The organism is Bosea sp. Tri-49, from assembly GCF_003952665.1.
In the GTDB taxonomy this organism is placed as follows: Bacteria; Pseudomonadota; Alphaproteobacteria; order Rhizobiales; family Beijerinckiaceae; genus Allobosea.
The window spans coordinates 3,271,618-3,282,988 of record NZ_CP017946.1 but is presented as its reverse complement, the minus strand read 5'-3'; the positions used below and the strand labels follow the sequence as shown (position 1 = coordinate 3,282,988).

The 11,371-nt window shown below is 66.8% G+C and carries 10 protein-coding genes; 6 read left to right on the top strand and 4 right to left on the bottom strand.

All coding sequences use genetic code 11. The annotated features are described in order from the left end of the window. Positions 1-19: 19 nt before the first annotated feature. Positions 20-1,237, bottom strand: coding sequence for an acyl-CoA dehydrogenase (locus BLM15_RS16010; protein ID WP_126113687.1), 1,218 nt, complete (start codon positions 1,235-1,237; stop codon positions 20-22). A 22-nt stretch (positions 1,238-1,259) separates the two neighbouring features. After that, the gene (gene amaB, locus BLM15_RS16005) at positions 1,260-2,780 is read right to left on the bottom strand and encodes an L-piperidine-6-carboxylate dehydrogenase (RefSeq protein ID WP_126113686.1); all 1,521 of its coding nucleotides are present in this window, start codon (positions 2,778-2,780) and stop codon (positions 1,260-1,262) included. A 181-nt stretch (positions 2,781-2,961) separates the two neighbouring features. Here amaB and BLM15_RS16000 point away from each other — a divergent pair, with 181 nt between their 5' ends. From BLM15_RS16000 to BLM15_RS15990, 3 genes are all read left to right on the top strand, one after another. Further along, entirely contained in the window at positions 2,962-3,876 is a 915-nt protein-coding gene (locus tag BLM15_RS16000; RefSeq protein ID WP_126113685.1) for a LysR family transcriptional regulator, read from the top strand. A 72-nt stretch (positions 3,877-3,948) separates the two neighbouring features. Beyond that, positions 3,949-5,169 (top strand): NAD(P)/FAD-dependent oxidoreductase, encoded by a 1,221-nt coding sequence (locus tag BLM15_RS15995; protein WP_126113684.1) that lies wholly within the window; start codon positions 3,949-3,951, stop codon positions 5,167-5,169. Positions 5,170-5,182: 13 nt separating this feature from the next. Beyond that, a complete protein-coding gene (locus BLM15_RS15990; protein WP_126113683.1) occupies positions 5,183-5,689 on the top strand; it encodes a DinB family protein in 507 nt (168 codons plus the stop codon). A gap of 6 nt (positions 5,690-5,695) precedes the next feature. Here the strand turns inward: BLM15_RS15990 and BLM15_RS15985 are convergent, their stop codons facing one another. Continuing rightward, positions 5,696-6,229 carry a GNAT family acetyltransferase gene (locus tag BLM15_RS15985; RefSeq protein ID WP_126113682.1) on the bottom strand — a complete coding sequence of 178 codons (534 nt, stop codon included), beginning with the start codon at positions 6,227-6,229 and terminating at the stop codon, positions 5,696-5,698. A gap of 181 nt (positions 6,230-6,410) precedes the next feature. On the opposite strand from BLM15_RS15985, the gene BLM15_RS15980 reads away from it, so the two are divergent. Together BLM15_RS15980 and BLM15_RS15975 are read left to right on the top strand one after the other, a co-directional pair. Beyond that, positions 6,411-7,043 carry a LysE family translocator gene (locus tag BLM15_RS15980; RefSeq protein WP_126116210.1) on the top strand — a complete coding sequence of 211 codons (633 nt, stop codon included), beginning with the start codon at positions 6,411-6,413 and terminating at the stop codon, positions 7,041-7,043. A gap of 114 nt (positions 7,044-7,157) precedes the next feature. Then, positions 7,158-8,348 (top strand): pyridoxal-phosphate-dependent aminotransferase family protein, encoded by a 1,191-nt coding sequence (locus tag BLM15_RS15975; RefSeq protein WP_126113681.1) that lies wholly within the window; start codon positions 7,158-7,160, stop codon positions 8,346-8,348. Positions 8,349-8,382: 34 nt separating this feature from the next. Here the strand turns inward: BLM15_RS15975 and BLM15_RS15970 are convergent, their stop codons facing one another. Beyond that, positions 8,383-9,849, bottom strand: coding sequence for a methyl-accepting chemotaxis protein (locus BLM15_RS15970; protein WP_126113680.1), 1,467 nt, complete (start codon positions 9,847-9,849; stop codon positions 8,383-8,385). Positions 9,850-10,059: 210 nt separating this feature from the next. On the opposite strand from BLM15_RS15970, the gene BLM15_RS15965 reads away from it, so the two are divergent. Next, the gene (locus tag BLM15_RS15965; protein WP_126113679.1) at positions 10,060-11,268 is read left to right on the top strand and encodes a M20 family metallopeptidase; all 1,209 of its coding nucleotides are present in this window, start codon (positions 10,060-10,062) and stop codon (positions 11,266-11,268) included. The last annotated feature ends 103 nt before the right edge of the window (positions 11,269-11,371 follow it).

The window sequence follows — 11,371 nt, the reverse complement described above, 5'->3', positions numbered from 1 at the left end:
CGCTGCACCTTTCGAAGGATCAGAAGAACGCCTGCAGCCCGGTGACGGCCCGGCCCAAAATCAGCGCGTGGACGTCGTGCGTGCCCTCATAGGTGTTGACCGTCTCGAGGTTCGCCGCATGGCGCATGACATGGTACTCGATCGAGATGCCGTTGCCGCCGTGCATGTCGCGGGCCTGGCGGGCGATGTCGAGCGCCTTGCCGCAATTGTTGCGCTTCACAAGCGAGATCATCTCCGGCGCCATCTGGCCAGCGTCGAGCAGGCGGCCGACGCGGAGCGAGCCCTGCAGGCCGAGCGTGATCTCGGTCACCATGTCGGCGAGCTTCTTCTGGAAGAGCTGCGTCTGGGCCAGTGGCTTGTTGAACTGCTTGCGGTCGAGCCCGTATTGGCGGGCGCGGTGGAAGCAGTCCTCGGCAGCGCCCATCGCGCCCCAAGAGATGCCGTAGCGGGCGCGGTTGAGGCAGCCGAACGGGCCCTTGAGGCCCGAGACGTTCGGCAGCAGGTTCTCTTCCGGCACGATCACGCCGTCCATGACGACTTCGCCGGTGATCGAGGCGCGCAAGCTGAGCTTGCCGCCGATCTTCGGGGCGGACAGGCCCTTCATGCCCTTTTCGAGGATGAAGCCGCGGATCTGGTTGTCATGCGCGGCCGATTTCGCCCAGATGACGAAGACGTCGGCGATCGGCGAGTTCGAGATCCACATCTTCGAGCCGCTGAGCTTGTAGCCGTCGGCGACCTTCTCGGCCCGGGTCTTCATGCCGCCGGGATCGGAGCCGGCGTCCGGCTCGGTCAGGCCAAAGCAGCCGACCCATTCGCCCGAGGCGAGCTTGGGCAGGTACTTCTTGCGCTGGTTCTCGTCGCCATAGGCGTAGATCGGGTACATCACCAGCGAGGACTGCACCGACATCATCGAGCGGTAGCCGGAGTCGATGCGCTCGACCTCGCGGGCGACGAGGCCATAGGAGACGTAGTTGGCGCCGGCGCAGCCATACTCTTCGGGAACGGTGACGCCGAGCAGGCCGAGCTCGCCCATCTCGTTGAAGATGCCGCGCTCGGTCTTTTCCTCGAGATATGCGTCAGCCACGCGCGGCAGCAGCTTCTCCTGCGCATAGTCGCGCGCGGTGTCGCGGATCAGCCGCTCGTCCTCGTTGAGCTGGTCGTCGAGCAGGAAGGGGTCCTGCCAGTTGAACTCAGCCAGCTTGTGGCTATGGGCGGTCTTGCGCGCGGCTTCGGCCATGGTGCTCTCCCCTTGATCTCGATCAGGCGTCGACGTCGAAGCTGACGCCCTGCGCCAGCGGCAGCGTGGTGCCGTAGTTCAGCGTATTGGTGGCGCGGCGCATATAGGCCTTCCAGGCGTCCGAGCCGGCCTCGCGGCCGCCGCCGGTCTCCTTCTCGCCACCGAAGGCGCCGCCGATCTCGGCGCCGGAGGGGCCGATATTGACGTTGGCGATGCCGCAATCCGAGCCCTCATCGGAGACGAACAGCTCGGCCTCGCGCATGTTGAGGGTGAAGATCGAGGAGGACAGGCCGGCGCCGACAGCGTTCTGCAGCGAGATCGCTTCCTCGACCGACTTGTACTTCATCACATAGAGGATCGGCGCGAAGGTCTCGCGCTCGACCGGGCCACATTGCCTGGGCATCTCGACCAGGGCCGGCCGGACATAGAAGCCGCCCGCGCCGACATCGACCTTTTCGCCGCCATGGACCTTGCCGCCCTCGGCCTTGGCCTCGGACAGCGCCTTCTGCATGCCCTGATACGCGGCCTCGTCGACCAGCGGGCCGACCAGCACGCCGGCCTCACGGGGATCGCCGATCTTCACCGAGCCGTAGACCTTGGCGAGCTTCGGCACGAGCTGGTCGTAGACGCTCTCATGCACGATCAGGCGGCGCAGCGTGGTGCAGCGCTGGCCGGCGGTGCCCATTGCCGCAAAGGCGATGCCGCGCAGCGCGAGATCGAGATCGGCGGAGGGCGCGACGATCGCGGCGTTGTTGCCGCCGAGCTCGAGGATGGCGCGGGCGAAGCGGGCGGCGAGCTTCTGGCCGACTTCCTTGCCCATCCGGGTCGAGCCTGTCGCCGAGACGATCGGGACACGATGGTCCTGCACCAGGATGTCGCCGATCTCTCGGCCGCCGATCAGGATTTCCGACAGGCCGACCGGCGCCTCGGGGCCGAAGCGCTTCATCGCCTTCAGGGTGATCGCCTGCACGGCGAGCGCGGTCAGCGGGGTCTTCTCCGACGGCTTCCAGACGACGCTGTCGCCGCAGACGAAGGCGAGCGCCGCATTCCACGACCAGACCGCGACCGGGAAGTTGAAGGCCGAGATCACGCCGCAGACGCCGAGCGGGTGCCAGGTTTCCATCATGCGATGGTTCGGCCGCTCGGTCGCGATGGTCAGGCCGTAGAGCTGGCGCGACAGGCCGACGGCGAAGTCGCAGATATCGATCATTTCCTGGACCTCGCCGAGGCCCTCGGAGGTGACCTTGCCGGCTTCCAGCGTCACCAGCAGGCCAAGATCGGCCTTGTGCGTGCGCAGTTCCTCGCCGAGCAGGCGGACGAACTCGCCGCGCCGCGGCGCCGGCACCTTGCGCCAGGCGAGAAAGGCGGATTGGGCCCGGCCGATCGCGGCCTCGGCTTCCGCCGGCGAAGTTTCGCGCAGCGTCGCGACCGTCTCGCCGGTGATCGGCGAGCGGGCGGAAAGGCCGGCGCCGGCATAGGCGCTCTCCTGCACGCCGAGGCGCTTCAGCAGGGCAAGAGCATCTTTCGGAAGGGAGGTCGTCATCGTTCGCCTATGCTCCTGCCGCCATCGGGACATCGCGCAGCATCAGCAACGCAAATGAACCCGGATGCCGGTCCATCCAGGGATAGCGGCTTGCCGGAAGCCTGCCAGTTCGGCCGCACAATGCCCTCTTCCGGTCGCTCTCCGCAATCGATATGTTCTCACGACTTGATGAGATGAGATCATGAACTCGGAGATCGTTCCCGGCCGGCTTTCGGTGCCCTCGCTCTCGGCGCTCGCCGCCTTCGAGGCGGCGGCGCGTCATGGCAGCTTCACCCGCGCTGCCGAGGAACTCAACCTGACGCAAGGCGCTGTCAGCCGCCAGATCGCGCTGCTCGAGCAGAATCTCGGGCTCAAGTTGTTCGAGCGCGTGAAGAAGCGCGTCAGCCTGACGCCGGCCGGTGGTGCCTATGCCGCCGAGGTCCGCGACGGGCTCTCGCGGCTCGCCGCAGCGACGCTCTCGGCCATGGCCTTTCGCGGCGGCGCCGGTCTCCTCCACCTCGCCATCCTGCCGACCTTCGGCACGCGCTGGCTGATCCCGCGTCTGCCACGCTTCACCGAGGCGCATCCCGGCGTCACCATCAATTTCTCGACCAAGCTGGTGCCCTTCGACTTCGCCCATGACGAGGCCGACGCCGCCATCCATTTCGGCCATCCGGTCTGGCCGGGTGCCCGCCTGCATCGTTTGATGGGTGAGGAGGTCGTGCCGGTCGCGGCGCCGGCGCTGGTCACGCGGGTCGGCATCCGGGAGGCCGCCGATCTGCTCCGCCAGCCCTTGCTGCAACAATCGACCCGACCGCGCGCCTGGGCCAATTGGCTGGAGCAGCAGGGCCTGCCGCCGGAGCGGGCGTTGATGGGGCCGCGCTTCGAGCAGTTCGCCATGGTGGCGCAGGCGGCGGTGGCGGGGCTCGGCGTCGCGATCGTGCCCCGCTTCTTGATCGAGGAGGAATTGCGCTCGGGCGCGCTGGTCATTCCGGTCGATCGGCCGGTGCGCGGTCCCGAGGGCTATTACCTCGTCTACCCCGAAGCCAAGGCGAGTCTGCCGGCGGTGATCGCCTTTCGCGACTGGCTGCTCGGCGAATGCGGAGAGACGAGCTAGCCTCTCGACAAGCGCCGGTCGAGGCGTCATTCATGCGCTGAGATCACGAACCACCGCTTGCGCAGGTCACTCATGTCTTCCGCTACAGGCTCGGCCGACATCGTCATCGTGGGGGGCGCGGCGATCGGCTCCTCCGTCGCTTACCATCTTGCCAGCGATCCCGGCTTCAAGGGCAAGGTCATCGTCGTCGAGAAGGACCCGACCTATCGGCTCTCGGCCTCGGCGCTCTCGGCCGCTTCGATCCGCCAGCAGTTTTCCAGCGCGGTCAACATCCGCGTCTCGCTCTTCGGCATCGATTTTTTGCGCAACATCGGCCAGCACCTTGCAGTCAATGGCGAGGCGCCGTCGATCGACCTGCACGAGGGCGGCTATCTCTATGTCGCCAGCGATGAGGGGCGCAAGGTTCTCGAGCAAAATCAAAGTCTTCAGCAGAAGGAGGGCGCTGATGTCGCGCTTTATGCTGCAGAAATGCTGCGCAGCAAATTCAGCTGGCTAAATACTTCTGATCTCCTCTGCGGCACCTATGGCGTCAGCGGCGAAGGCTGGTTCGACGGTTGGGCTTTGCTGCAGGCCTTCCGCAAGAAGGCGCGTTCGCTCGGCGTCGAATATCGCCAGGGTGAGGTCACCGGTTATGTCGTCGAGGGTGGCCGTGTCACGGGTGTCGAATTAGCCGATGGCAGCCGCATCGCCTGCGCCGCCGCCGTCAACGCCTCCGGCACGCATGGCGCGAGGCTCGCCGCCACCGCCGGCGTCGACATCCCGGTCAAGTCGATGAAGCGCTATGTCTACAGCTTCACCTGCAAGGGCGAGGTCGACAATTGCCCGCTGCTGATCGACACGTCCGGCGCCTATGTCCGCCCCGAAGGCAAGCGCGGCAGTGAGGGGCAGCTGTTCATCTGCGGCTCCTCGCCGCCGGCCGAGCTCGACCGCGAATGGGTCGAGACCGACGCCGATATCGAGGATGTCGACTGGTCCTTCTTCGAGGAATATGTCTGGGCGCCGCTCGCCCATCGCGTCCCTGCCTTCGAGGCGATCAAGCCCGGCCGCGCCTGGGCCGGCCCCTACGACATGAACGGCCTCGACGGTAACGCCATCCTCGGCCCGGCGGTCGGCGTGCCCAATCTCTATCTCGCCAACGGCTTCTCGGGTCATGGTTTGCAGCAATCCCCGGCAGTTGGCCGTGGGCTTGCCGAGCATATCGTCAACGGTCGCTACCTAACGCTCGACCTTGCCGATCTCGGCCATGAGCGGATCATCGCCGGCCGTCCCTTGCGCGAGGCGAACATCATCTGAGGAGCGCGTCCCGATGATCGATCCAGCCTATGTCTCCGTCATGGCGCGCTACAACGCCTGGCAGAACGAGAATCTCTACGGCGCGGCCGCGAGCTTGAGCGATGAGGCGCGCCGGCAGGATCGCGGTGCCTTCTTCGGCTCGATCCACGGCACGTTCTGCCATCTGCTTTGGGCTGACAGGATGTGGCTCTCGCGCTTTGCCGGCACGCCGAAGCCGTCCGTCCCCGGCAGTGAATCCTCCCGGATGATCGAGGCCTGGGAGGAGCTCGTCGCCGAGCGGCAGGCGACCGATGCACTGATCGGCGATTGGGCCGCCGGGCTCACGCCGGAATGGCTCGGCGGCGATCTGACCTGGGTCTCCGGCATCTCCCGCCGCGAGCTGACCAAACCCAAGGCCCAGCTGGTCATGCACTTCTTCAACCACCAGACCCATCACCGTGGCCAGGTCCACGCCATGCTGACGGCGGCCGGCGTCAAGCCCGGTGACACCGACCTGATGCTGGTGGACCTCGGCAGCTGAGCGGCCCTAGCCGGCCGTTTTCGGCTTGCGCCGCGCGGTCGTCGGCGGCTTCGGCGCCTCTTCCGATACCTCGTCCTTGTTGTCGTCGACATTATCGGGGATCGCCGCCGTCGCATGCTGGCTCAGCTTCTGGAACAGGCCGAGGCCAACCAGCGCCGCGACCGCGACCAGCATCAGCAGGGACGGGAACAGGATATCGGCCGGCTTGTCGCGCGCCGCCTTGGTGATCAGCACCAGCGATTCCAGGCTGAGCGCGACGATGATGATCGTCATGAACTTGGTCAGCGACCCCCGTGCCTCGGCCGGGTGGCGCAGTTCGCGATCGGCGATGACCTCTTCTTCGAACAGGAACTTGCCGACATCGGCGACGGCGACCGCGATGATCACCAGGCCGATGCCGTCGAGCATGGTGTCGAGCGCTCCTTCCCCGGTCCGGAAGCCGGTGAAGGTGCGCGCGACCGCGACCGCCATCAGCAGGACCGCGGCGAGCAGCAAGACGCCGGCGATGGCGGAATAAAGCAGGCGACTGAACAAGGTCATGATGCAACTCCCCCCGGAGACCGTGCATCATCAAACCCGGGAGACGGCGACTCGTTCCCGCCAGCTCCTGTTAGGACCCGCCGGGCTTGGGATGGCGGCGATGCGGCGGCTGCATGAGCTGCGTCTTGCGGTCGTTTCGCCGGCAATGCCATGGTCGCGCACCTCGACGCCGGAGCGCGCCATGATCGACACGACCAATCTGATCGCCTTCATCCTGCTCGCGTTCGGCATGGTGCTGACGCCCGGGCCGAACATGATCTACCTGATCTCGCGTTCGATCTCGCAGGGGCCGGCCTCTGGCTTGATCTCGCTCGGCGGCATCGCGCTCGGCTTCGTCTTCTATGTCGTCTGCGCCGCCTTCGGCATCACTGCCCTGCTTTTCGCTGTCCCTTTCGCCTATGACGCGCTGCGGCTCGCCGGCGCCGCCTATCTGCTTTGGCTCGCCTGGCAGGCGGTTCGGCCGGGTGCGAGCTCGCCCTTCCATGTTCGCGAGCTCAAGCATGACGGGCCGCGCAAGCTGTTCGCGATGGGCTTCCTCACCAGCCTGCTCAACCCGAAGATCGCGATGTTTTACCTCGCGCTGCTGCCGCAGTTCATCGACCCCGCCGCCGGCAGCGTGCTGGCGCAGTCGATCATCCTCGGCTTCATCCAGATCATCGTCAGCGTCAGCGTCAACACGCTGATCACCTTTGCTGCGGGTGGCATCGCCATCTTCCTGCGCACGCGCCCGTTCTGGGCACTGGTGCAGCGCTGGCTGATGGCCACGATGCTTGCGGGGTTTGCCGTGCGCATGGCGGCCGAAGCCCGTCGTTGATCGAGCGGTGCCGCTGTATCGCGGCGCCGGTTTGCACCATCAGCAAGGATTGTGCATAGCGCCAGCCGGTTGCGGCGGGGCTGGTCACGTCGCAGCGCAAGGCAGGAGCTTTCCATGAGTGTCGCCAATGGCCGGGCCCTGCTCGCGATGCCGGGTCCGACCAATGTTCCCGATCGTGTGCTGCAGGCGATGATCCGGCCTGCCGAGGAGCTTTCCTCGACGACGATCGTCGACTTGACCGAAAGCCTGCTCGACGATCTCAAGGCGATCTTCCGTACGACCGGCGAGACCTTCCTCTATGCCGCCAACGGCCATGGCGGCTGGGAGGCGGCGCTCACCAATGTCCTCGCGCGCGGCGACAAGATCCTGGTGCTCGCGAGCGGCCGCTTCGCGGTCGGCTGGGGCGAGACGGCAAGGTTCATGGGCGCCGAGGTCGAGGTGCTCGCCGGTTCCTGGCGCGCGGCGGTCGATCCGGCTGCCGTCGAGGAGCGCCTGCGCCAGGACACGGGCCATGAGATCAAGGCAGTCCTGACCGTCCAGATCGACACCGCCTCGGGCGTGGTCAACGATATCCCGGCGATCCGCCGCGCCATCGATGCGGCCGGCCATCCGGCGCTCTACATGGTCGACGGCGTCGCCTCGATCGGCTGCATGCCGTTCGAGATGGACGCCTGGGGCGTCGATGTCGCGATGTCGGCCTCGCAGAAGGGCCTGATGACGCCGCCCGGCCTCGCCTTCGTCGCCGCGAACGGGAAGGCGCTGCATGCGCATCAGCGCGCGACGATGCGTACGCCCTATTGGGACTGGACCGCGCGCCTGAACCCGCTGCTCTACATGAAGCATTGCGGCACGCCGCCCGAGCACCTGATGTTCGGCCTGCGTGCCGCCCTCGACATGATCCTCACTGAGAGCCTCGACGCCGTCTGGGAGCGTCACGCCCTGTTGGCCTCGGCGACCCATGCCGCCATGTCGAAATGGGCTGAAGGCCAGGTGCTGAGCTACAATGTCGTCGAACCATCGCAGCGCGCCCTCTCGGTCACCACGATCCTCGTCGATGGCGACCCGGCTGCGATCACCGACTATGCACGGCAGGTCTGCGGTGTGACGCTCGGCATCGCTATCGGTGATCTCTCCGGCAGGGCCTTTCGTATCGCCCATATGGGTCATGTCAACGCGCCGATGGTGCTGGGCAGCCTGAGCGCGGTCGAGATGGCGCTGCAGGCGAAGGGCATCCCACATGGCAGTGGCGGTGTTGCGGCTGCCATCGCCTATCTCGGCGCACATGCGCGCGAGGTGGCTGCCTAGGCATCGCGCCTAGGCGGATTGGCGGGATACCGCCTCAGGCGGCCGAGACGCGCTGCAGGAATTGGTGCACTGCCGTCTCGAGTTCCTCGGCCTTGCCTTCCAGCGCCGTGGTCGAGGCGAGCACTGCGGTCGCGACCTCATGGGTCTGGTTCGCCGAGCCGCGGATATTGTTGGTGGTCTGCGCCAGATATTCGGTGCCGGTCGCGACCTCGGCGATGCTGCGGCTGATGACATGCGTCATCTGCCCCTGCTCTTCCAGCGCGCCCGCGATCGAGAGCGTCCGCTCATCCATGTCGGCCATGCCGGCGGTCAGCCTGGCGATGGTCTCGACCACACCGGCCGTGGCCTGCTTGATTTCGCCGATCTGCCCGGCAATGTCCTGCGTCGCGATCGCGGTCTGTTGCGACAGGCTCTTCACCTCGCCGGCGACGACGGCGAAGCCCTTGCCGGCATCCCCGGCGCGGGCGGCCTCGATCGTCGCGTTGAGCGCCAGGAGATTGGTCTGTCCGGCGATGCCACGGATCAGGGCGACGATGCCGTCGATGCGCTGGACCGCCTGATCGAGCAGATTGACCGAACCGGCGGTCGCCTGCGCACTGCCGTTCATGTCGGCGACCAGCGCCTGGGTGGTGGCGAGCTGACGGTCGATCGCCGTGATGGCGGTCGAGAGTTGCTCCGTCGCGGTGGCGACCTCCGAGACGTTGCGCGAGGATTCCTCCGAGGTCGAGGCCACGGCTGTGACCTCGCCATTGGCGATGTTGGCGATCTCGTTCAGGGAGGCGGCGCGCTCCTTCAGGTCGCGGATGTTCTCCAGCACCGTGTCGAGCGTGGCGAGGAACTGCGTGTTGAAGCCGGCGACGATGTCCTGCGTCGCCTTGCGGCGAGCCGCCTCGCGCTCCATGTCGCGCAATTGTGCCTGATGCAGTTCCTCGGCCTGGGCTGTGGCGTCGTCGCGCGCCTGTGAGGCCATGTCGCCTGCCGCCGCCAGCGTGCGGGCCTGCTGCCGCGTGATCCAGAGCAGCAAGCCCAATTGGACGACGATGCAGGCGAGGAACAATGCCTCGTCGCGCAGCGAGAGATTGGCACCGGACAGGAGCGTTCGGAGCAGAGGGGCATGGCCGAGTGCCAGGATGGTGGTGGCGACGAGCGGCTGCCAGGCGCACCAGCCGGCAGAGAGCGTCAGGATGATCAGCAGCACCGCATCGCTCGCCTCCTGCCAGCCCGAGCCCTTGAGCGCATAGGTGAAGGCGAGAGCACTGATGGTTGCGCTCAGCGACAGGATGATCTGCGTCGACACGCCGGTCGGGTCGCGCCGCCATGCCAGGGTCGCGAGCGCTGCCAGCCCGATCGCGAGCAGCAAAGGCGGCAACGGCTCGACGCCGCCGGTTGCGAACGAGGCCAGCATCGTCGCCGGCACGAAAAGCCAGAGCAGCAGGATCAAGGCTCCGCCGACGCGCAGACGCAGCTGCGTCAGATAGATTTCGGCGGAATCCGTGTGCATGCGGGCGATGGCCTGTGAGCGCGCGATCCGGAGATGGCTGCTGGCAAGCCTCTTCCCCTCGGATAGTCTGTCTTATTACGCTGAATTTTCGCTTAACCGGCCTCGCATACGCGGCCGCGCCCGAGGTCTGCCGGGTTTGCGTGCTCGTCCTATCGGCGCCGGAAGGGCTTGGCTAAGCTCGCGGCAGTCCTACCAGCCGGAAGCGCGATCATGACCGATACGACACAGGAAGAAGCCCGCATCCTCGCCTGGCTCGGCGAGCGCAAGCAGGGGATGATCGATCTGCTGCGCGAGATGGTCGACACCGATTCAGGCTCCTACGACAAGGCGGGCGTCGACCGGGCCGGGCAGGTGCTGGCCCGTTTCCACGAAGCGAACGGGCTTTCGGTCGAGATCGTGCCGGACGCTCGCTATGGCGATGCCGTCAAGGCGCGCCTGCCCAACCCGACCGCGAACGACCAGCGGCCGGTCCTGCTGCTCGGCCATCGCGATACCGTTTTCCCGGAGGGCGAGCCGACGCGCCGACCCTTCACCATCCAGGGTGGGCGCGCTTATGGGCCGGGTGTCGCCGACATGAAGGCCGGGCTCGTGATCGAGGCTTTTGTCGCCGCTGCCTTCGCGGCCAATGGCGGTCTGAAGGCGCCGCTGATGATGCTGACCACCAGCGACGAGGAGATCGCCTCGCCGTCCTCGCGTCCGGTGATCGAGGCCGCGGCGCGCGAGTCGCGCTGCGTCTTCAATGCCGAGCCGAGCCGCCTGCCGACGGGTACGGATTACGGCCGTGATCATAAGCAGTCGATCACGTCAGGCCGCAAGGGCGGCGTCTTCATGCGCGCCGAGTTCGTCGGCAAGGCGGCCCATTCCGGCGCGAACTACGAGAAGGGCGTTTCGGCCATCGTCGATCTCGGCCACAAGATCCCGAGTTTGCAGGGGCTGACCGACCTTGCAGCCGGCGTAACCGTCAATGTCGGGCTGATCGGCGGCGGCCAGACCGTCAACACGGTGGCGCCATCGGCCTGGTGCGAGATCGACCTGCGCTACAAGACGCCGACGCAGCGCGAGGAACTCGTCGAGGCGATCCGCGAAATCGTCGAGACGCCGGTGGTCGAGGGCACCTCGGCCAAGCTGATCATCAAGGGCGAGTTCTACCCGTTGGAGCAGACGCCGGATTCACTGCTGCTCTACGACACCTATCGCGAGGCGGCGGCCGGCCTCGGCATCGCGGTGACGGCGGAATACACCGGCGGCTGCGCCGACTCCGGCTTTACCGCGGCCCAGGGCTGCCCGACCCTGTGCAGCGTCGGCCCGGTCGGTGGCATGGCCCATACGCCCGACGAGTTCCTGGAGGTCGAGAGCATCGTGCCCGCCGCGCAGACGCTGGCGCTGGCGGTGATGCGAACCGCGGCCAGGATGGATTGAGGCGGGTCGTCATGCTCGCATCACTGTCCGGTGGCCGGCGGTGACGATCAAAGCGCGGGGAACCCTCTCCTGTAAGGAGAGGGTAGGGTGAGGTGTAGGCCGT